Origin of the sequence: Marinifilum fragile, assembly GCF_963677365.1 — a bacterium.
In the GTDB taxonomy this organism is placed as follows: Bacteria; Bacteroidota; Bacteroidia; order Bacteroidales; family Marinifilaceae; genus Marinifilum; species Marinifilum fragile.
The window spans coordinates 4500842-4520550 of sequence record NZ_OY781962.1; the positions used below are offsets into that span (position 1 = coordinate 4500842).

25 protein-coding genes are annotated in these 19709 nt (G+C 36.4%); 19 read left to right on the forward strand and 6 right to left on the reverse strand.

The genetic code is table 11. The features are described 5' to 3' along the window. Positions 1–16: 16 nt before the first annotated feature. The 15 genes from rplF (at position 17) to eno (ending at position 9211) form a co-directional block, all read left to right on the forward strand. Positions 17–571, forward strand: a complete 555-nt coding sequence (rplF, locus tag ACKPCA_RS18230; RefSeq protein ID WP_054714062.1) for a 50S ribosomal protein L6 — start codon at positions 17–19, stop codon at positions 569–571. Positions 572–589: 18 nt separating this feature from the next. Further along, positions 590–946, forward strand: coding sequence for a 50S ribosomal protein L18 (gene rplR, locus ACKPCA_RS18235; RefSeq protein WP_054714065.1), 357 nt, complete (start codon positions 590–592; stop codon positions 944–946). Positions 947–951: 5 nt separating this feature from the next. Beyond that, a complete protein-coding gene (rpsE, locus tag ACKPCA_RS18240; protein WP_054714068.1) occupies positions 952–1464 on the forward strand; it encodes a 30S ribosomal protein S5 in 513 nt (170 codons plus the stop codon). A gap of 10 nt (positions 1465–1474) precedes the next feature. Beyond that, positions 1475–1651: a 50S ribosomal protein L30 gene (gene rpmD / locus ACKPCA_RS18245; RefSeq protein WP_054714072.1), complete on the forward strand. Its 177-nt coding sequence runs from the start codon at positions 1475–1477 to the stop codon at positions 1649–1651. 29 nt (positions 1652–1680) lie between these two features. Further along, entirely contained in the window at positions 1681–2127 is a 447-nt protein-coding gene (gene rplO, locus ACKPCA_RS18250; protein WP_054714075.1) for a 50S ribosomal protein L15, read from the forward strand. Positions 2128–2135: 8 nt separating this feature from the next. Next, a complete protein-coding gene (gene secY, locus ACKPCA_RS18255) occupies positions 2136–3479 on the forward strand; it encodes a preprotein translocase subunit SecY (RefSeq protein ID WP_054714078.1) in 1344 nt (447 codons plus the stop codon). Between the two features lie 21 nt (positions 3480–3500). After that, complete coding sequence (map, locus tag ACKPCA_RS18260; protein WP_321280330.1) at positions 3501–4262, forward strand: type I methionyl aminopeptidase; 762 nt, start codon at positions 3501–3503, stop codon at positions 4260–4262. Positions 4263–4284: 22 nt separating this feature from the next. Continuing rightward, positions 4285–4506, forward strand: a complete 222-nt coding sequence (gene infA, locus ACKPCA_RS18265) for a translation initiation factor IF-1 (protein ID WP_054714084.1) — start codon at positions 4285–4287, stop codon at positions 4504–4506. Positions 4507–4517: 11 nt separating this feature from the next. After that, complete coding sequence (gene ykgO, locus ACKPCA_RS18270; protein WP_054714088.1) at positions 4518–4634, forward strand: type B 50S ribosomal protein L36; 117 nt, start codon at positions 4518–4520, stop codon at positions 4632–4634. A 36-nt stretch (positions 4635–4670) separates the two neighbouring features. Further along, positions 4671–5048, forward strand: coding sequence for a 30S ribosomal protein S13 (gene rpsM, locus ACKPCA_RS18275; protein ID WP_321280331.1), 378 nt, complete (start codon positions 4671–4673; stop codon positions 5046–5048). Between the two features lie 10 nt (positions 5049–5058). Beyond that, entirely contained in the window at positions 5059–5445 is a 387-nt protein-coding gene (rpsK, locus tag ACKPCA_RS18280; RefSeq protein WP_054714094.1) for a 30S ribosomal protein S11, read from the forward strand. 144 nt (positions 5446–5589) lie between these two features. Then, positions 5590–6198: a 30S ribosomal protein S4 gene (gene rpsD, locus ACKPCA_RS18285; RefSeq protein ID WP_054714097.1), complete on the forward strand. Its 609-nt coding sequence runs from the start codon at positions 5590–5592 to the stop codon at positions 6196–6198. Positions 6199–6219: 21 nt separating this feature from the next. Continuing rightward, positions 6220–7212 carry a DNA-directed RNA polymerase subunit alpha gene (locus ACKPCA_RS18290; protein WP_054714099.1) on the forward strand — a complete coding sequence of 331 codons (993 nt, stop codon included), beginning with the start codon at positions 6220–6222 and terminating at the stop codon, positions 7210–7212. A gap of 6 nt (positions 7213–7218) precedes the next feature. After that, the gene (gene rplQ, locus ACKPCA_RS18295; protein WP_407660168.1) at positions 7219–7725 is read left to right on the forward strand and encodes a 50S ribosomal protein L17; all 507 of its coding nucleotides are present in this window, start codon (positions 7219–7221) and stop codon (positions 7723–7725) included. A gap of 202 nt (positions 7726–7927) precedes the next feature. Then, positions 7928–9211, forward strand: coding sequence for a phosphopyruvate hydratase (gene eno, locus ACKPCA_RS18300; RefSeq protein WP_054714105.1), 1284 nt, complete (start codon positions 7928–7930; stop codon positions 9209–9211). A gap of 65 nt (positions 9212–9276) precedes the next feature. On the opposite strand, the gene ACKPCA_RS18305 is transcribed toward eno, so the two are convergent. Then, on the reverse strand, positions 9277–9792 hold the full coding sequence (locus tag ACKPCA_RS18305; RefSeq protein WP_321280332.1) for a response regulator: 516 nt from the start codon (positions 9790–9792) through the stop codon (positions 9277–9279). 209 nt (positions 9793–10001) lie between these two features. Between ACKPCA_RS18305 and ettA the strand changes: the two genes are divergently transcribed. The 4 genes from ettA (at position 10002) to hisS (ending at position 14233) form a co-directional block, all read left to right on the forward strand. Continuing rightward, positions 10002–11690, forward strand: coding sequence for an energy-dependent translational throttle protein EttA (gene ettA / locus ACKPCA_RS18310; protein WP_321280333.1), 1689 nt, complete (start codon positions 10002–10004; stop codon positions 11688–11690). A gap of 80 nt (positions 11691–11770) precedes the next feature. Further along, positions 11771–12124 carry a DUF4870 domain-containing protein gene (locus tag ACKPCA_RS18315; RefSeq protein WP_054714111.1) on the forward strand — a complete coding sequence of 118 codons (354 nt, stop codon included), beginning with the start codon at positions 11771–11773 and terminating at the stop codon, positions 12122–12124. 4 nt (positions 12125–12128) lie between these two features. Beyond that, the gene (locus tag ACKPCA_RS18320) at positions 12129–12470 is read left to right on the forward strand and encodes a hypothetical protein (RefSeq protein ID WP_321280334.1); all 342 of its coding nucleotides are present in this window, start codon (positions 12129–12131) and stop codon (positions 12468–12470) included. Between the two features lie 401 nt (positions 12471–12871). Then, complete coding sequence (hisS, locus tag ACKPCA_RS18325; RefSeq protein WP_321280335.1) at positions 12872–14233, forward strand: histidine--tRNA ligase; 1362 nt, start codon at positions 12872–12874, stop codon at positions 14231–14233. Positions 14234–14291: 58 nt separating this feature from the next. Here the strand turns inward: hisS and ACKPCA_RS18330 are convergent, their stop codons facing one another. The 5 genes from ACKPCA_RS18330 to ACKPCA_RS18350 form a co-directional block, all read right to left on the reverse strand. Beyond that, entirely contained in the window at positions 14292–14777 is a 486-nt protein-coding gene (locus ACKPCA_RS18330) for a hypothetical protein (RefSeq protein ID WP_321280336.1), read from the reverse strand. Positions 14778–14787: 10 nt separating this feature from the next. After that, entirely contained in the window at positions 14788–15177 is a 390-nt protein-coding gene (locus ACKPCA_RS18335) for a hypothetical protein (RefSeq protein ID WP_321280337.1), read from the reverse strand. 68 nt (positions 15178–15245) lie between these two features. Further along, positions 15246–15800 (reverse strand): RNA polymerase sigma factor, encoded by a 555-nt coding sequence (locus ACKPCA_RS18340; protein ID WP_321280338.1) that lies wholly within the window; start codon positions 15798–15800, stop codon positions 15246–15248. A 206-nt stretch (positions 15801–16006) separates the two neighbouring features. After that, entirely contained in the window at positions 16007–18070 is a 2064-nt protein-coding gene (locus ACKPCA_RS18345) for a transketolase family protein (protein ID WP_321280339.1), read from the reverse strand. A gap of 158 nt (positions 18071–18228) precedes the next feature. After that, positions 18229–19605: a vWA domain-containing protein gene (locus ACKPCA_RS18350; protein ID WP_321280340.1), complete on the reverse strand. Its 1377-nt coding sequence runs from the start codon at positions 19603–19605 to the stop codon at positions 18229–18231. Between the last annotated feature and the right edge of the window lie 104 nt (positions 19606–19709).

The window sequence follows — 19709 nt, forward strand, 5'->3', positions numbered from 1 at the left end:
TTAAGGAGGATTAGAAATGTCACGAATTGGAAAATTACCTATCAATTTGCCTGCCGGAGTAAGCGTAACGGTAAATAAAGATAATTCAGTAGTTGTTAAAGGACCTAAAGGTGAATTAACACAACAAATTAATGCCGAAATCAAAGTTTCTGTAGAAGAAAATACTATCGTTCTTGAACGTCCTTCTGAAGAGAAAAGACACAAAGCAATGCACGGTTTGTACCGTTCATTAGTGAGCAACATGGTTGTCGGTGTAACTGAAGGTTATAAAATTGAGCAAGAACTAGTGGGTGTTGGTTACCGTGCAACTTCAAATGGTCAGATTTTGGAATTGGCTCTTGGTTACTCTCACTTAATCCACATGGAAATTGCTCCTGAGGTTAAAGTAACTGCTGTAACTGAAAAGCGTGCTAATCCAATTATCACTCTTGAGAGTTGCGATAAGCAATTAGTAGGACAAGTAGCTGCTAAAATCAGATCATTCAGAAAACCTGAGCCATATAAAGGTAAAGGTATTAAATTTGTTGGAGAACAGCTTAGAAGAAAAGCTGGTAAATCTGCAGGTAAATAATTTCTAAAACAGTAAATTATGGCTTTAACTAAGCAAGAAAGAAGACTAAGAATTAAAAGAAGAATTCGTAAGTCTGTTTCTGGAACTGCTGAAAGACCAAGAATGTCAGTTTTTCGTTCAAATAAGCAGATTTCAGTACAATTGATCGATGATCTTTCAGGTAAAACTTTATTAGCGACTAGCTCACTTATTAAAGAAATCGCTGAAAAATCAGTAAATAAAATTGAACAAGCTGAACTAGTAGGACAAGCAATTGCTGAAAAAGCAACTGCAGCAGGTATCTCTAGTGTTGTTTTCGATAGAAATGGTTATCTATACCATGGTAGAGTTAAATCATTAGCGGACGCTGCTCGTAAAGGTGGCCTTAAATTTTAATAATTATGGCAGATATCAAAAACGTTAAGACCAGCGACGCAGAATTGAAAGACAGACTGGTTGCTATTAATCGTGTTACTAAAGTAACAAAAGGTGGTAGAACTTTTAGTTTCTCTGCAATTGTTGTTGTAGGAAACGAGAATGGATTAGTAGGATGGGGACTTGGTAAAGCAAACGAGGTTACCACTGCTATTGCAAAAGGAGTAGAGGCTGCTAAGAAAAATTTGATTAAAGTACCTGTTTACAAAGGAACTATTCCTCACGAACAATTATCAAGATATGGTGGAGCACAGGTTTTCATTAAGCCTGCTTCTCACGGTACCGGGGTTAAAGCCGGTGGTGCGATGCGTGCCGTATTAGAGAGTGTTGGGGTAACCGACGTACTTGCTAAATCAAAAGGTTCATCAAACCCTCACAACCTTGTAAAGGCTACTTTCAATGCACTTGCTGAATTGAGAGATGCTCATACAGTTGCTGAGCACAGAGGTGTTTCATTAGATAAAGTGTTTAACGGATAATTTAAGGAAAATGGCTAAGATTAAAATTACTCAAATCAAGAGCAAAATCGGTAGTACCGATCGCCAGAAAAAAACCTTGGAAGCATTAGGTTTGAATAAAATCAATGCTACTGTTGAACATGAAGCTACACCTCAAATTAAAGGTATGGTGGCTAAAGTACAACACTTGGTTTCCGTAGAAGAATAATCATTGTAAATATTTAGTAATAAATAGATATGGACTTAAGTAACTTAAAACCCGCTGCAGGATCGACTAAATCTAGAAAGAGAATCGGTCGTGGTCAAGGATCAGGTAAAGGCGGTACCTCAACAAGAGGACATAAAGGTGCGAAGTCAAGATCTGGATACTCTAAAAAAGTTGGTTTCGAAGGGGGTCAAATGCCTTTGCAACGTAGAGTTCCTAAGTTTGGATTTAAGAACATCAACAGAAAAGAATACAAAGCTATTAATGTTGAAGTTTTACAAGCCTTGGCAGAAAAGAATAACATTACTGTTATCGACGTAGAAGTTTTAGTAAATGCTGGTTTAGCATCAAAGAACGATAATGTTAAGATTTTAGGTAATGGAACAGTTACTGCTAAGTTAGAAGTAAAAGCTCATGCATTCTCGAAATCTGCTCAAGCAGCGATTGAAGCAGTAGAAGGAACAGTTGTTAAATTGTAAGATTAAATATGAAAGGTTTAATAGAAACATTGAAGAACATCTGGAAGATTGAAGATTTAAGATCTCGTATCTTAACTACAATTGGTCTTCTTTTAGTGTACCGTTTAGGTGCTAAGGTGGTTTTGCCAGGTATTGACCCGGCACATTTGGACGCGTTAAAATCTCAAACAGCGGATGGGGTTTTAGGATTGTTGAACATGTTTTCGGGAGGTGCGTTTGCTAACGCCTCTATTTTTGCTCTCGGTATCATGCCATACATTTCTGCCTCAATTGTAATTCAGTTAATGGGAATTGCGGTTCCTTATTTCCAAAAATTACAGCGTGAAGGAGAAAGTGGACGTAGAAAAATCAATCAGATCACACGTTACCTAACCGTTATTATCCTTGTTCTTCAAGCACCAGGATATTTATTAAACTTACATACAACTTTGCCAGAAGCTGCCTTTATTTTAAAAGGTACATTCTTTACGGTATCTTCTGTGGTAATTCTTGCGGCAGGATCAATGTTCATTATGTGGTTGGGTGAAAAAATTACTGATAAAGGAATCGGTAATGGTATCTCAATCATCATCATGATCGGTATTATTGCAAGATTACCATTCTCGTTCATTGCGGAATTAGGATCAAGAATTGAAGGACATGGCGGTGGTTTAATCGTTTTGGTTCTGGAAATTGTTGTTCTATTCATCATTTTTGCACTAACAATTTTGTTGGTACAAGGAACAAGAAAGATACCTGTACAATATGCTAAAAGAATCGTAGGGAACAAACAATATGGTGGAGTTCGTCAGTATATTCCTTTAAAAGTGAATGCTGCTGGTGTTATGCCAATCATTTTTGCTCAAGCAATTATGTTCTTGCCAATGGCGTTTGTTAACTATGCTAGTTCCGATGCATTAACAGGAGTAGCCGCAGCCTTATCTAACTTTACCGGATTTTGGTACAATGCACTGTTTTTTGTAATGATTGTGTTATTCACATATTTCTATACAGCAATTACAGTAAATCCAACGCAAATGGCTGAGGATATGAAGAAAAATGGTGGTTTTATCCCAGGTATTAAACCAGGAAAGAAAACTATCGATTTCCTTGATACTGTGATGTCACGTATTACTTTACCAGGATCAATTTTCTTAGGTTTGGTAGCTATCTTACCAGCTTTTGCGATGATTGCTGGAGTGAATAATCAGTTTGCACAATTTTACGGTGGTACTTCATTGTTGATTTTGGTTGGTGTAGTGCTTGATACATTACAGCAAATTGAGTCTCATTTATTAATGCGTCATTACGACGGATTGATGAAGTCGGGTAGAATAAAAGGTAAAACTCCGGGAGGAGCTGCTGCTTATTAAAATATTTTTGCTTTCTTTGCAGTGATTTTTTATAAGACAGAGGAAGAAATAGACTTAATGTCGAAAAGTAATAATCTGGTGGCTAGGACCTTAGGTGAAATATCTAAGGCCATAGCTCCAGGTATTTCAACCTTGTACTTAGATAAAATTGCAGAGGAGTACATAAGAGACAATGGTGCGAAACCTGCGTTTCTTGGTTACGATGGATTCCCAAATACCCTGTGTATTTCAGTTAATAATCAGGTGGTTCATGGAGTTCCATCTTCCTATGAGTTGAAAGAAGGCGATATTGTATCCTGTGATTGTGGTGTTTTGTTGAATAGCTTTTATGGCGATTCGGCATACACTTTTTCTGTTGGAACAGTTAAACCGGAAATTCAACGGTTATTGAAGGTTACCAAAGAAGCTCTTTATAAAGGAATAGAAAAAGCTGTCGAAGGTAATCATCTAAGAGATATCGGTTTTGCCATTCAAAAGCATGCTGAGAAGAATGATTACTCGGTTGTTCGAGAAATGGTGGGGCACGGAATAGGAAAAAGTCTTCATGAAGATCCTCAGGTTCCGAATTTCGGACGACCAGGACGGGGATTAAAATTGAGAGACGGATTAGTACTTGCAATCGAACCCATGATAAATCTTGGTAAGAAAGATATCTACCAAGAAAATGATGGATGGACGATTGTAACGGCCGATGGACAAGCATCCGCGCATTTTGAACATACAATTGTTGTTCGTAAGGGAAAGGCTCAAATCCTGTCCGGTTTTGAATTTATTGAAGAATAAACTAATAAAATAAAAAGAGCTTATGGCTAAACAGCCTTCAATAGAACAAGACGGTACTATTACCGAAGCATTATCAAATGCTATGTTTCGTGTAGAACTTGAAAACGGTCATGTGATAACAGCTCACATTTCCGGTAAAATGAGAATGCACTACATTAAGATCTTACCTGGTGATAAGGTTAAAGTAGAAATGTCACCTTATGATCTTACTAAAGGGCGCATTACTTTTAGATACAAAAATTAAACTCGATAAAAATGAAAGTAAGAGCATCTGTAAAGAAACGTTCTGAAGATTGTAAAATCGTAAGAAGAAAAGGACGTTTGTATGTGATTAATAAAAAGAATCCTAAGTTCAAGCAACGTCAGGGATAATTTGATTAATTTTATAATAAGATAAATATTTAATTTATGGCTAGAATTGTTGGAGTTGATCTGCCTCAAAATAAGAGAGGTGTAATTAGCTTGACTTATATCTTCGGTATCGGTCGTAGCGCTGCTCGTCAGATTTTGGACGAAGCTGGTGTTTCGCATGATACTAAGGTAAAAGACTGGACAGATGATGAATCTGCTAAGATTCGTCAGGCGATTAATGCAAACTTTAAAGTTGAAGGGGAGTTGCGTTCTTTAACTCAATTGAATATTAAGCGTTTGATGGATATTGGTTGTTATCGTGGTGTTCGTCACCGTATTGGTCTTCCATTACGTGGACAAAAAACCAAAAACAACTCACGTACCAGAAAAGGTAAGAGAAAAACAGTTGCAAATAAAAAGAAAGCAGGTAAATAATAATTGAGTTATGGCAAAGAAGTCAACAGTAAAGAAAAAAGTTGTTAAGATTGAGGCTGTAGGACAGGCTCATATCCACTCGTCTTTTAACAATATTATTATCTCCTTAACCAATAACAACGGACAAGTTATTTCTTGGTCGTCAGCAGGTAAAATGGGCTTTAGAGGTTCTAAGAAGAACACTCCTTACGCTGCTCAGCAAGCTGCTACAGACTGTGGAAAGGTAGCTCACGATTTGGGGTTGAGAAAAGTAAAAGTATTTGTTAAAGGTCCAGGTAACGGACGTGAATCTGCAATTCGTGCAATCAATGCATGTGGAATCGATATTTCTGAAATTGTAGATGTTACTCCACTTCCACACAACGGATGTCGTCCTCCAAAGAGACGTAGAGTTTAATAAGTATAAGGTTTAATAAAAAATGTTAACTTAGGTATCTGAATTATTTTTTTTGAATCCTCTCAAAAAAATCGCGGCATTTTTGTAGTTCAATACCGAGTAAACAAAGTTTCTATTATTAGAAAAATTTAAATTTTAAATAACATGGCTAGATATATAGGACCAAAGTCAAAAATTGCTAGAAAATTTGGTGAGCCAATTTTTGGACCTGATAAAGCATTTGAAAATAAAAATTACCCTCCAGGACAGCACGGTAACAGCCGTCGTAGAAAAAAGATGTCTGAATATGGGGTTCAATTGAAAGAAAAGCAAAAAGCGAAATACACTTACGGTGTATTGGAGAAACAATTCTCGAACTTATTTAAAAAGGCCGCAAGAAGTAAGGGTATTACCGGTGAAGTTTTGTTACAACTTCTTGAATGTCGTTTAGATAATGTAGTTTACAGATTAGGTGTTGCTCCAACAAGATCAGCTGCACGTCAGTTGGTTAGCCATAAACACGTAACTGTAAACGGACAGATCTGTAACATTCCTTCGTACACGGTAAAAACCGGAGATATTATTGGAATTCGTGAAAAATCGAAATCTTTAGAAGTTATTACCGATTCTTTATCAACTGCCAGATATAACCAAGCATCTTGGTTGGAATGGGATCAAACCTCTCTTAGCGGTAAGTTTCTTAACGTACCTGAAAGAACAGAAATTCCTGAAAATATCAAGGAACAGTTAATCGTTGAATTGTATTCTAAGTAATAAATAGTTAATAAGTAATTTATGGCAATTTTAGCTTTCCAAAAACCGGACAAAGTTATCATGCTCGACGCAGACGATAAATTCGGAAAATTCGAATTTCGTCCATTAGAGCCTGGATATGGTATTACAATAGGTAACGCATTAAGAAGAATTCTTCTTTCTTCATTAGAGGGTTTCGCTATTACAACTATCAAGATTCAGGGAGTTGACCATGAGTTTTCAACTATTCCAGGAGTTATCGAAGATGTAACTGAGATGATCCTGAACTTGAAACAGGTACGGTTTAAACAAAGAGTTGAGGAAGTGGACAATGAATTGGTGACTGTTACCATTTCAGATCAGGAAACTTTTACAGCAGGCGATATTAACAAGTTCCTTACCGGTTTCGAAGTGTTAAATCCGGAGCTTGTAATTTGCAGAATGGATAGCTCTGCTAAATTGCAGTTAGATTTAACTATTAATAAAGGTCGAGGTTATGTACCTTCTGTTGAGAACAAACCTGTTGATGCTGAATTTGGTGTTATTCCAATCGACTCTATTTACACTCCTATTAAGAATGTAAAATACGAAGTTGAAAACTATCGTGTAGAACAGAAAACTGACTACGAAAAGTTAATTTTCGAAATTACTACTGATGGTTCTATTCACCCAAAGGATGCATTGAAAGAAGCTGCTAAAATTCTTATTTATCACTTTATGCTATTCTCTGATGAAAAGATTACTCTTGATTCTGATGAGAAATTTGCGAATGAAGAATTTGATGAAGAAGTATTACACATGCGTCAGTTATTGAAAACCAAATTGGTTGACATGGATCTTTCAGTTCGTGCTTTGAACTGTTTGAAAGCTGCCGATGTTGATACTTTAGGAGACTTAGTACAGTACAACAGAAACGATCTTCTTAAATTTAGAAACTTTGGTAAGAAATCTCTAACCGAATTAGATGATCTATTAGTATCATTGAATCTTACTTTCGGTATGGATATTTCTAAGTACAAATTAGATAAGGAATAAGGTAAAATGAGACATAGAAAGAAATTTAATCACTTAGGAAGAAAGACAGCTCATAGAAAAGCTATGCTTTCAAATATGGCTGCTTCCTTGATTTTGCATAAAAGAATCTCAACTACTACTGCTAAAGCTAAAGCTTTAAAAATGTATGTTGAGCCATTAATCACCAAAAGTAAAAACGATACAACTCACTCAAGACGTATTGTATTTAGCTACTTAAAACAAAAAGAAGCTGTTACTGAATTGTTCAGAGAGGTATCTCCAAAAATTACTAATAGAAACGGTGGTTATACTAGAATCTTAAAAACTGGTAACCGTTTAGGCGACAACGCTGAGATGTGTATTGTAGAGTTGGTTGATTTCAACGAAACTTACACAACTGACAACAAAGCAGAGGCTAAAAAGTCAACCAGAAGAAGACGTGGTGGTAAAGCTACTGCTAAAGCTGAGGAAGCTGCTGTTGAAGCTAAGGCTGAAGAAGCTACTGAAACAAAAGAAGAAAAGGGAGAAGAATAGTCTACCTTTAAATAATACTAAAGGGATAAAGTTTGGCTTTATCCCTTTTTTAATGCCCTAAAAATTTTTGTAACGTTTGCGTAGATTCTTAATGGGTTTTATATGCAAAAAGCATTATAATTTGCTTGAAAATGTCGAAATTTAGGGTTGAAAATTAAGAAGTTAAAATTATTTGCTATTATAATTATTTAATACGTAAGTTATGTCTGAAATTGTAAAGATTCACGGTCGTGAGATTCTAGACTCACGTGGAAACCCAACTATCGAAGTTGAAGTAACATTAGCAAGCGGTGTAATGGGACGCGCAGCAGTTCCATCAGGAGCTTCTACTGGTGAAAATGAAGCATTGGAGCTTCGTGATGGTGACAAAGCTCGTTACCTAGGTAAAGGTGTGCTTAAAGCTGTTGAAAACGTAAATACTGTTATTGCTGAAGCTTTAGTTGGTATGGACGCTACTGATCAGGTTGCTGTTGATACTAAAATGTTAGAGCTTGATGGTACTAAAACTAAGTCGAATTTAGGTGCTAACGCTATGTTAGGTGTTTCTTTGGCAACTGCAAAAGCTGCTGCTGATTACTCAGGTATGCCATTATATCGTTACATCGGTGGTACTAACGCTAATGTACTTCCTGTTCCAATGATGAACATCATCAACGGTGGTTCTCACTCTGATGCTACTATTGCATTCCAGGAGTTTATGATTCGTCCAGTTGGTGCTCCTTCATTCCGTGAAGCATTAAGAATGGGTGCTGAAGTATTCCACGCTCTAGCAAAAGTATTGAAAGGTAAAGGTCTTTCTACTGCAGTTGGTGATGAAGGTGGTTTCGCTCCAATGTTAGGCGGTACTGAAGAGGCTATTGAGTGTATCTTAACTGCTATCGAAAACGCTGGTTACAAGCCAGGTCGTAAAGAAGATGGTGGTGATGTTTCTATCGCTATGGACTGTGCTTCATCTGAGTTCTACAAAGATGGTGTATATGATTACAGCATTTTCGAGCCAAACGGAGTTAAGAGAAACTCTGAAGAGCAAGCTGCTTACCTTGCTGAATTGATCGAAAAATACCCAATCGATTCTATCGAGGATGGTATGGACGAAGGTGACTGGAACGGATGGGTTGCTTTGAACGCTAAGATCGGTGATAAGTGTCAGTTAGTAGGTGACGATTTATTCGTAACTAACGTTGAGTACTTGTCAAAAGGTATCGAGTTGAAAGCTGCTAATTCAATTTTGATTAAAGTAAACCAAATTGGTACTTTAACTGAGACATTGAATGCTATTGAAATGGCGCACCGTGCAGGTTATACTTCAGTAACTTCTCACCGTTCAGGTGAAACTGAAGATGCTACTATTGCTGATATCGCAGTAGCAACTAACTCTGGTCAGATCAAAACTGGTTCTTTGAGCCGTTCAGATCGTATGGCTAAGTACAACCAATTACTTCGTATTGAAGAAGAATTGGGAGCTAACGCTAAATTCGGATGCTAATCCAATTAAGTATATAAAAGAAAAGGGATCCAATTGGATCCCTTTTTTATTGAAATATTTAGAGTTTAAACATACTCTTGAATTAGCTCGTAAATAGTTTTGCACTGGAATGGTTTCGACAAATATACATCCATTCCTATTTCTATCGAGATATCTTTATCGGCAGAATAATAATTGGCAGTAAACGCAATTATAGGAGTTGGTCTTTCAACCCCTCTATCTTCCTCAATTTTTCGGATTCTTAAAGAAGCTTCTATACCACCCATAATTGGCATTTGTAAATCCATTAGAATAATGTCGTATTCCTCTTTTTGAAACTTTTCTACAGCCTGTTTTCCATTCTCTGCAATGTCAATTCTACCAACCTTGTTTTTCAGATACACCTCAAGGGTTTTTCTGTTGCTTGGTTGATCTTCAACCAATAAAACTTTTACATCTTTAATGTCTTTATTGGTTTTGTTTGGATGAGTTTTAACAATTTGAATCGATTCGATAGTTTCTTCCCAATATATCTTTCTTTTAGTCTCAATGCCTATTTCTTCCAGCAATGCAGCTAGTCTTTCATTTACCGTTTTTTGCATATCTGATACCCCAATGATTAATATTTAAAAATAGAAAAATTAATGTACAATTAAAAAAATGTTCTCGTAAATTAATCAACATAAAACACTTTTAATCCCCACAAGAATTCTTAATGTATTACATGCTAATCAATTTTAATCATGATGAACTATAAGCAAATTTTCTATTTTTGCAGTAATTGAGTTAGATAAATTAAAAACATACAATAATGTCAGACGATAAGAAGATTATATTTTCGATGATGGGGGTGAGTAAAATTTTTCCTCCTCAGAAAAAAGTATTGAATAACATTAACCTATCTTTCTTTTATGGTGCTAAAATTGGGATCATTGGTTTGAATGGTTCTGGTAAATCTACCCTTCTAAAAATTATAGCAGGATTAGAAAAATCATTCGATGGACATGTGGTTTGGCCTAAGGAACATACCATTGGATATTTGGAACAGGAACCTCAGTTGGATGATACCAAGACGGTAAAAGAAATTGTACAGGAAGGTGTTCAGGAAATCGTGCAGGTTTTGGCCGACTATGAAGCAGTAAATTTAAAATTTGCAGATCCGGAAGTGTTGGAAGATCCTGATAAGATGCAAGCCGTTATGGATGAGCAAGCTGAACTTCAGGAAAAGATTGACCGATTTGATGCCTGGAATTTGGATACAAAATTGGAAAGAGCAATGGATGCACTTCGTTGTCCTGATGGTGAAGCGCTTGTGAAGCATCTATCGGGAGGTGAACGCAGACGTGTAGCATTGTGTCGTTTGTTGCTTCAGGAACCAGATATCTTGTTGTTGGATGAGCCTACCAACCACTTGGATGCTGAATCAGTACAGTGGTTAGAGCAACACCTTCACCAGTATAGCGGTACCGTAATTTGTATCACTCACGACCGTTACTTCCTGGATAATGTTGCTGGATGGATTCTTGAGTTGGATAGGGGTGAAGGAATTCCTTGGAAAGGCAACTATACTTCATGGTTGGATCAGAAATCTAAACGATTGGCTCAGGAAGAAAAAGTGGCAAGCAAGAGAAGAAAAACTCTTGAGCGAGAGTTGGAATGGGTGAATATGGCTCCTAAGGCCCGTCAGGCGAAAAATAAGGCTCGTTTGAAAGCGTACGATACTTTGATGAACCAGGATGTGAAACAAAAGGAAGAGAAACTGGAGATTTTCATTCCGAATGGGCCACGATTGGGGAATAAAGTGATTCAAGCCAAAGAGGTTGCCAAAGGATTTGAAAACAAATTGTTATTCGAAAACCTGGAGTTTGAGTTGCCACCTGCAGGAATTGTTGGTGTTATTGGCCCTAATGGTGCGGGTAAAACTACCTTGTTTCGTATGATTATGGGATTGGAACAAGCAAACAAAGGAACTTTCGAAGTTGGTGAAACCGTAAAAGTTGGATATGTAGATCAGCAACATGCCGATATAGATCCTGAGAAAACCGTTTACGAAGTAATTTCGGGTGGTGGAGACTTGATTTCTGTTGGAGGAAGACAGTTAAATGCTCGTGCTTACGTGAGTCGATTCAATTTTTCTGGTGCCGATCAGGAAAAGAAATGCGGAGTGCTTTCAGGTGGTGAAAGAAATCGCTTGCATTTGGCATTAACTTTAAAGGAAGAAGCCAATGTGCTATTGCTTGATGAGCCTACCAATGATATAGACGTAAACACACTTCGTGCATTGGAGGAAGGTTTAGAGAACTTTGCAGGTTGTGCAGTTGTTATTTCTCACGACCGTTGGTTCCTTGATCGTGTTGCAACTCACATTTTGGCATTCGAAGGAAATTCGGAGGTACACTATTTCGAAGGAGGTTATTCCGATTATGAAATCAATCGCAAAAAACGTTTGGGCGATGAAGGACCTAAGCGTATCAGATATAAAAAATTAATCGCGGATTAAGGCAAATGAGGGAAGGTTTTAAAAAGAATCTTCCCTTATTTTTTGTAACTTAAGCTAATATTATTCTTAATAAAAATATCATGAACGAATTTGCAACACCTAGCGATGAGAGAAATTGGGCAATGTTTTGCCACCTATCTGCGTTTTCTGGTTTAATTATACCTTTCGGAAATATTATCGGACCACTTATTCTTTGGTCGATGAAAAAAGAGCATTCAGCCTTGGTAGATCGAGAAGGAAAAAAGGCTTTGAATTTTCAGATATCCATGAGTATCTATCTTTTTGTTTCTGCTTTCTTAATTATAATTGGTGTCGGGATATTGCTACTAATTGCACTTGGATTAATAAATCTTATTTTTGTGGTGATGGCGGTTGTAAAAACACTCAATGGTGAGGATTACCAATATCCGCTCAGTATAAAAATATTAAATTGATGAAATGAAATCTTTCTCATTATATAAGACAATCTACTTTTTAGGGGTTGTCTTAATTTTTGTTGGTGGTTACCGATTATTTAAGAATCTTTCGTACGGCGATCTGTTGTTTTCTGCAGGTATTCTTTGCTATTCTGGTGTTCAAGTATTCTTGTTATTCTTCAAATCATTATCTGATTGGAAACTTTTTGAATACCTTAAACTTGCTGTGAATGTATTGTTTTTGATATCAATCATTCTATTGTTGATATTGAATTTACAAGAGTGGTATTATCCATTTATATTAGGTCTGTTGATTGATTTCTTCTCCAATATTTTAAAAAGAATAAGCAAACAACCTGTTTAAGTTTTGATCAAACTTGGTTTAATAGACGCTGTTCGTGTTCCCAAAGCCTGAAAAAAATATTTTCAAGCCTCTCATTTTGTGATAAGACTCAAAAAGATATTTTCAAGCTTTCCCATTTTGTGAGAAGCTTCAAAAAGATATTTCCAAGCTTTTCCAATTTGTGAGAAGTCTCAAAAAGGTATTTTCAAGTTTCTCATTTTGTGAGAAGCCTCAAAAAGATATTTTCAAGCTTCTCATTTTGTGAGAAGCCTCACAAAGATATTTCGAGCATTCCGATTTTGAGCGAAGCTTCAAAAAGATTTTTTCACATATGATACTCTACTTAAGCTACAAACCGTGCTACTATCGAAATATTGTATATTTTTGTAGATCTGATAAAAAACCAAAATAAAGAATAAACAATGGCTCAAAAACCGTCTATTCCTAAAGGAACGAGAGATTTTTCACCAGTTGAAATGGTGAAGAGAAATTACATTTTCGATACCATTAAAGAGGTTTTTCAATTGTATGGATTTATGCCGATTGAAACACCATCAATGGAAAATCTTTCTACTCTAATGGGAAAATATGGAGAAGAAGGGGATAAACTACTTTTTAAAGTGTTGAATTCGGGAGATTTTATCTCGAAAGTGCGCGATGAACAATTACAGGAACGTAATTCAGCTAAACTTACAACCAAGATTAGTGAAAAAGGTCTGCGTTACGACCTTACCGTACCATTTGCGCGTTACGTTGTGCAGCATCGCAATGATATTAACTTCCCTTTTAAGAGATACCAAATTCAGCCGGTGTGGAGAGCCGACCGCCCACAAAAAGGACGTTACCGTGAGTTTTATCAGTGCGATGTTGATGTAATTGGAAGTAATTCACTTTTAAACGAAGTTGAATTGATTCAGATTGTTGATGAAGTATATCGCCGCTTACAATTGAATGTGGTTGTGAAGCTAAACAATCGTAAGATTCTGGCTGGTATTGCAGAGATTATTGGCGAAGCGGAAAAAATCATCGATATTACTGTTGCAATTGATAAGCTTGACAAAATAGGTTTGGATAATGTAAACAAAGAGTTGGAAGAAAAAGGAGTATCTGTGAAAGCAATTGAAACTTTGCAACCAATTATTTTGTTATCGGGAACCAATGCTGAAAAAGCGGCAAAATTAAAAGAGCTTTTGGCAGATTCGGAAGTTGGAATGAAGGGTATTGAGGAATTGGAGACTGTATTCAACTATCTTGATAAACTGGATGTGAAAACAGAAGTTGAATTGGATTTAACCCTTGCCAGAGGTTTGAACTATTACACCGGAGCCATTTTCGAAGTAAAATCGAAGGATATGGAGTTTGGTAGTATTACAGGAGGTGGTCGTTATGACGATTTAACTGGTATTTTTGGCTTGAAAGATGTGTCGGGCGTTGGTATTTCTTTTGGTGCCGATCGTATTTACGATGTGCTGGAGCAAATGAATAAATTTCCGGAAGAAACTGCTGCAACTACCAAGGTGTTATTTATCAACTTTGGCGAAAGAGAGGAGTTGTTCTGCTTGCCAATATTATCCCAATTACGTGCTAATGGGATAAATGCTGAGATTTATCCTACATCTCACAAAATGAAGAAACAGATGACTTATGCCAACAATAAGAACATCCCTTACGTGATTATGGTTGGAGAAAGTGAAATGGAAGAAGGCCTTGTGAGCTTGAAGAATATGGAAACCGGCGATCAGGAAAAATTAACTCCAGAACAATTGATTGAAAAATTAGCCTAATCTAAAATGGTTGAAAATATATAAGGGCTGTCGATTGACAGCCCTTTTTTGTATTTATTTAATTTCTCTCTCGTCGTTCCATATAACGGCCTTTTTCTTTAATTTTTCGAAGTAACATGCCTTGGAATTTTTTCTCGGTATGATAAAGTTCCAAGACCTTTTTTATAGGAAGTACCTTTTTAAACTTCTCATGATATTCTTTAATCAATTGCGCATCTTTAATTCGATACTCAATCATCTTATCACTAATTTGAATCAGCTCTTTATCAGGAATGCTATCTAAGCCATTTCTAATTTTGCGAAACAATACTCTACCTTCCTTTCTTAGTTGTTCTTTCTTGCTTTCCAATTCATTGTAAACAGGCCAGAATAATTGTGCTTCCTCAGGAGTTAAAGCCAATCTTTGAGTTATGAATGATATTTTCTGTGCTTGAATTTCTTTGTGCATTTGGGCATGGCCTTCACCTTTTCCATTTCCATGTTGTGCACTTGCCGACAAACAAAATGCCAGTAATATAGATATTGATAGGATTATTCGGTTCATATTTCAATAATTATAAGTTCGCCAATAATTCATCGGTTTCGATATCGTAATCCGAAAGATATTCAATAATTTCATCAGATGTAGTTTCTGACATGCTGTCAAAGAAAAAGTCAGATTCTACATTTTCAGTATTAACATTACTACTGTCTTCTATTTGTGAAACTTGTTGATTTTGGAAATCAGTAGGCACAGCAGTAGTCAAAATAAGTTTGGCTACAAACACAAATACAAGAACACTAGCAGCCATCCACATATAGGGTTTCAGAATTTGAACCAAATTCTTTTCCTTTGGATTCTCTTCCTGTTCTATTCTTTCACTAATTCGATCACTTAGGTTCTCGAAGTAATTTTCAGGAACTTTAAATGGTTGATCTTTTTTCATATCCGACAGATTATTCATGATTCGTATATTTCTTAGACTGTCAAAGTTCTGTTTGGTTTAATCAATTAATTTTTAGATTGATATTGCTAACATTCCAATTTTAGCAGAGATTCAATTTTTTTTACAGCATGATGATAGGAGGCTTTTAAAGCTCCAACCGAAGTTTCAAGAATTTCAGACATATCTTCGTACTTCATTTCATCAAAATACTTCATATTAAATACCAAGCGTTGCTTTTCTGGCAATTGTAATATTGCTTTTTGAAACTCTATTTGTGCCTGATCTCCATCAAAATATTCATCAGCTTCCATATTTGCAATCAGCATGTCTTCAACCTCTTTATTGGCAAAGGCAATACTTCTTCTTTGCTTGTCTTTCAGAAATGTCAACGATTCGTTGGTTGCAATTCGATACATCCAGGTAAAAAGCTTTGCATCGTATCTAAAGTTAAGCAAGCCTTTCCAAATTTTCACGAAAGTGTTCTGCAAAACATCATCGGCATCATCGTGCGATAATACAATTTTCCTGATTTGCCAGTACAATCTTTCCTGATATTTCTTTACCAAAAGGGAAAATGCTTCACTTTGAGTTTTCTTATCCTGAAAAAGTTGTAAAATTTCTTCGTCAGTTTTTTGATTCATCAATTCTGATTCTGTTTTTTATACCATTAAATATTGCTCGGTATTAATCAAAGCACATTGGTTTTAAAGCGATAAATGCATGATAAAAGTAACGATTTGCAACTGTATCACGAAAGGTAAGACTCAATTCTTTTGAAAAGGTTTAATAGCAAGACAAAAAAAATCCGGAATCAATTTGATTCCGGATTCATATCTTGAATTGTGAATTACTTTTGAAGAAGAGTTTCAACTTCTTTCACAACATTTTCAGCAGTATAACCAAATTTTTCATCAAGAACTCCAGCAGGAGCTGAGTAACCAAAATGATCTAAACCAACAGATTTTCCGTTAGCGCCAACCAATCCTTGAAGAGTAACAGGCAAACCAGCAGTTAAACCAAGCACAGGAATTCCAGCAGGAATTACTTCGTTTTGGTATTCTGTAGATTGTTGTCTGAATAAACCTTCAGAAGGAACTGAAACAATTTGTACTTTCAAACCTTTGTCAGCCTTCAAAATTTCAGCACCAGCAACCAAAGTAGAAACCTCAGAACCACTAGCCAATAGAATTACATCAGGAGTAGATTCTGGTTTTTCAACAATGTAAGCACCTTTTTCAGCAGCCAAAGCTTCTTGATATCTGTTTCCGCTTACAGCAGGAAGATCTGTAATGTTTTGACGAGATAAAATCAATGCAGTTGGAGTTTTAGTGTTCTCCATCGCCATTTTCCATGCAACCGTAGTTTCATCAACATCCGCAGGACGAAGAGCTAATAAACTCATTTCACCTGAGTGATTTTTCAATTGCTCCAACAAACGAATTTGAGCTTCTTGCTCGATTGGTTGGTGAGTTGGTCCATCTTCACCTACACGGAAAGCGTCGTGAGTCCAGATGTACTTCACAGGAACTTCCATAAGAGCAGATAAACGAACCGCAGGCTTCATATAATCAGAGAATACGAAGAATGTACCACATGCAGCAGTAACACCACCATGAAGAGCAATACCATTACAAATTGCAGCCATTGTTAACTCAGCAACACCCGCTTGCAAGAATGCACCAGAGAAATCACCTTTAACAATTGCTTTTGTCTCTTTTAAGAATCCATCTGTTTTATCCGAGTTACTCAAATCGGCAGATGAAACAATCATGTTGTCAACATTCTTTGCTAACTCAGCTAATACAGCAGAAGAAGCAGCGCGAGTTGCACCTCCTGATTTCTGTACAATTGCAGCATAATCAATTTCTGGAGCATCACCGCTAAAGAATTTTTCCAATTTAGCAGCTAGTTCAGGATTTGCTTTTGCCCATTCAGCTTGTTCAGCTTTTTTAGCAGCAGCATATTCTTGTTTCTTTTTAAGAACTTCGTTGTAGTATTCTTCAACTTCAGGGAAAATCTGGAATGGATTCTCAGGATTACCACCTAAGTTTTCGATGGTTTTATCTAGAGAAGCACCAGCAGCACCTAATGGCTGACCGTGAGTTGATACCATATTTTCAAAGCTAGCGCCTTCAGCATCCACAGCACCTTTTCCCATTAAGGTTTCACCAATAATAAGAGTAGGACGTTCTGTTTCGTTGTTAGCAGCAAGCAAAGCTACGCGAATTTCTGAAGCGTTGTTACCATCAATGGTAATTACGTTCCATCCCCAAGCTTCGTATTTTTTAGCTGTATCTTCAGTTGTAACTTCTTCAACTTTAGTAGATAGCTGAATGTTGTTTGAATCGTAGAACATGATAAGGTTACTTAAACCAAGAGTTCCTGCAATTCTACCAGCACCTTGTGCAATTTCTTCCTGAATACCTCCATCAGAAATAAAAGCATAAGTTTTATGAGACATCCAATCGCCAAAACGAGCTGCTAAGAAGCGCTCAGCAATTGCAGCACCTACAGCCATTGTATGACCTTGTCCTAATGGACCAGAAGTATTTTCAACACCTCTTTCGAAATCTACTTCAGGGTGACCTGGAGTTGGAGAACCCCATTGTCTGAAGTTTTTCAGATCATCCATGCTATAATTTCCTACTAATGCAAGAATAGAATATAACATTGGAGACATATGACCCGGATCAAGGAAAAATCTATCACGATTAATCCAAAGTTTATCGGTTGGGTCGAAGTTTAAAAATTCGGAGTAAAGTACGTTTACAAAATCAGCACCGCCCATGGCACCTCCAGGGTGACCTGATTTTGCTTTTTCTACCATAGCAGCTGCAAGAATACGGATATTATCCGACGCCTTATCAGTTACTGTAAGATCCACTTGGTTGTTCATTTCTTTTAGATCCATTTGAAATTAAATGAGATTTTAATGATAAAAACTTGGTAAGGTTTTATTTAATGGATGCAAAGATATACAAAAATGTTTTCCTACATGAGCGAATCTGATCTAAATAATAGATACTTAGAGAAAAGTAAGACTTTTTATAAAACTGTAGATCAATACATTTAGAATCTTACAGATCTTGACTTTCCCGGAAATATCTCAAAGCTTGTTTTTCTAGAGTTTTGAGATAGTGAAGCATTCTTGTTCCTGTAGATTACATGATAAACACCCGGTTGCAAGGTTAGGGTTTCCCTTAACTTTTTATCATCAATGTCATAAATCCATTCCAGTTTACCCTTGCGTTGTACAAAAAGACTGCATGGCCCGCTCGATGGTTTAAAAATGGTAGCCAAGCCAGGTTGAGGAATTTTAATACTGGTTGTAGTACTTTGGGCAATCTTTATATTCGGAATTGTAATTCTTGGAAGGGTAAGAATTTCTAAGTTATACTTACCGGTTATGTATTTAATACTTTGATTTACTTTTTGTGTATTGATAATCTGCGTATCGATTTTAACAAGAGTTTCTAAATCCTTATACATATTTGATCTGTTCGACTCTATTTTTAGAAATCCTTGTGGTGCATCAAATCCAATTTTGTTATGTTTTCCCGGTTGAATGGTAACACTATCCCTGTGAAGTTCTGGAATGGTGTGGATGGTAATGTTGTAGGTTAAAAGAGGATCAATATATAAGGTGTCCGGATTTCCTTTTGCATTAAGAGTGTGCATAAATTGATAGCGAACCTTTCCTGAAACTTTGTTGTAGAAAGTCATCGCAACATCAGTTTCTGTTGGAGAACCATTGGCATCTATCAAATTTACCTGGGCAGATGTTTTATTTAAAACTTGAGACATTACATATTCCAATGTACCACCAAACTTTTCTTCATGTTCAACTTGCAAATAGTTTCCAATACATTCAAAACTACTTTTGAAATTTACATCTAGTCCAATCCCAATAATAAAAGGTTTTAGAATGATGCCAGCTTTTTGCAGTTTGTCGGATACCAGACATGGATCACCGTCACAAGCTTCTACACCATCGGTAATTAAAATTACAACATTGCGAATTCCATCTTCGGTAACCGGAAAGTCATTGGCTGCCAATTCCAATGAATGTGCTATTGGAGTGGTTCCTTTTGGAATAAGGTATCGTAAAGTTTGCCTGATTTTTCCAGCATTATTGGACGAGAATTGAACTTCAAGCCTGGTGTCGTTACAATCCTGAGGTGGAACCGGACTTTGATGGCCGTATACCCTTAATGCCATTTCCACATTATTTTCGCATTCCAGGCTGTCTACCATTCTGATTAGAAACTTTCTGGCAATATCTATTTTCTTTGATTTTTCCCAATAGCCATTCATACTTTGCGAGGCATCGAAAATGAAAAGAATTCTTGTTTTTTCTTCAGCTTGGGAAACTTGGTTTTGCGCAAATAATTTACTGGCAAAAATTATAGATAACAGGGCGATGGTAATGTGGGTATATCGTTTCAAAACAAAATATTAATAATTTACATGACAAAAATACGAAACCATTTATTCAATAAAATATAAAGAAGTAATATTTATCAATATTTATTTTTAAATTTGATAAATCT

What these genes read in the sequence shown, in the direction of transcription:
- rplF (WP_054714062.1), top strand. Translation starts at nt 17, where the DNA reads ATGTCACGAATTGGAAAATTACCTATCAATTTGCCTGCCGGAGTAAGC.
- rplR (WP_054714065.1), top strand. Translation starts at nt 590, where the DNA reads ATGGCTTTAACTAAGCAAGAAAGAAGACTAAGAATTAAAAGAAGAATT.
- rpsE (WP_054714068.1), top strand. Translation starts at nt 952, where the DNA reads ATGGCAGATATCAAAAACGTTAAGACCAGCGACGCAGAATTGAAAGAC.
- rpmD (WP_054714072.1), top strand. Translation starts at nt 1,475, where the DNA reads ATGGCTAAGATTAAAATTACTCAAATCAAGAGCAAAATCGGTAGTACC.
- rplO (WP_054714075.1), top strand. Translation starts at nt 1,681, where the DNA reads ATGGACTTAAGTAACTTAAAACCCGCTGCAGGATCGACTAAATCTAGA.
- secY (WP_054714078.1), top strand. Translation starts at nt 2,136, where the DNA reads ATGAAAGGTTTAATAGAAACATTGAAGAACATCTGGAAGATTGAAGAT.
- infA (WP_054714084.1), top strand. Translation starts at nt 4,285, where the DNA reads ATGGCTAAACAGCCTTCAATAGAACAAGACGGTACTATTACCGAAGCA.
- ykgO (WP_054714088.1), top strand. Translation starts at nt 4,518, where the DNA reads ATGAAAGTAAGAGCATCTGTAAAGAAACGTTCTGAAGATTGTAAAATC.
- rpsM (WP_321280331.1), top strand. Translation starts at nt 4,671, where the DNA reads ATGGCTAGAATTGTTGGAGTTGATCTGCCTCAAAATAAGAGAGGTGTA.
- rpsK (WP_054714094.1), top strand. Translation starts at nt 5,059, where the DNA reads ATGGCAAAGAAGTCAACAGTAAAGAAAAAAGTTGTTAAGATTGAGGCT.
- rpsD (WP_054714097.1), top strand. Translation starts at nt 5,590, where the DNA reads ATGGCTAGATATATAGGACCAAAGTCAAAAATTGCTAGAAAATTTGGT.
- ACKPCA_RS18290 (WP_054714099.1), top strand. Translation starts at nt 6,220, where the DNA reads ATGGCAATTTTAGCTTTCCAAAAACCGGACAAAGTTATCATGCTCGAC.
- rplQ (WP_407660168.1), top strand. Translation starts at nt 7,219, where the DNA reads ATGAGACATAGAAAGAAATTTAATCACTTAGGAAGAAAGACAGCTCAT.
- eno (WP_054714105.1), top strand. Translation starts at nt 7,928, where the DNA reads ATGTCTGAAATTGTAAAGATTCACGGTCGTGAGATTCTAGACTCACGT.
- ACKPCA_RS18305 (WP_321280332.1), bottom strand. Translation starts at nt 9,792, where the DNA reads ATGCAAAAAACGGTAAATGAAAGACTAGCTGCATTGCTGGAAGAAATA.
- ettA (WP_321280333.1), top strand. Translation starts at nt 10,002, where the DNA reads ATGTCAGACGATAAGAAGATTATATTTTCGATGATGGGGGTGAGTAAA.
- ACKPCA_RS18315 (WP_054714111.1), top strand. Translation starts at nt 11,771, where the DNA reads ATGAACGAATTTGCAACACCTAGCGATGAGAGAAATTGGGCAATGTTT.
- ACKPCA_RS18320 (WP_321280334.1), top strand. Translation starts at nt 12,129, where the DNA reads ATGAAATCTTTCTCATTATATAAGACAATCTACTTTTTAGGGGTTGTC.
- hisS (WP_321280335.1), top strand. Translation starts at nt 12,872, where the DNA reads ATGGCTCAAAAACCGTCTATTCCTAAAGGAACGAGAGATTTTTCACCA.
- ACKPCA_RS18330 (WP_321280336.1), bottom strand. Translation starts at nt 14,777, where the DNA reads ATGAACCGAATAATCCTATCAATATCTATATTACTGGCATTTTGTTTG.
- ACKPCA_RS18335 (WP_321280337.1), bottom strand. Translation starts at nt 15,177, where the DNA reads ATGAATAATCTGTCGGATATGAAAAAAGATCAACCATTTAAAGTTCCT.
- ACKPCA_RS18340 (WP_321280338.1), bottom strand. Translation starts at nt 15,800, where the DNA reads ATGAATCAAAAAACTGACGAAGAAATTTTACAACTTTTTCAGGATAAG.
- ACKPCA_RS18345 (WP_321280339.1), bottom strand. Translation starts at nt 18,070, where the DNA reads ATGGATCTAAAAGAAATGAACAACCAAGTGGATCTTACAGTAACTGAT.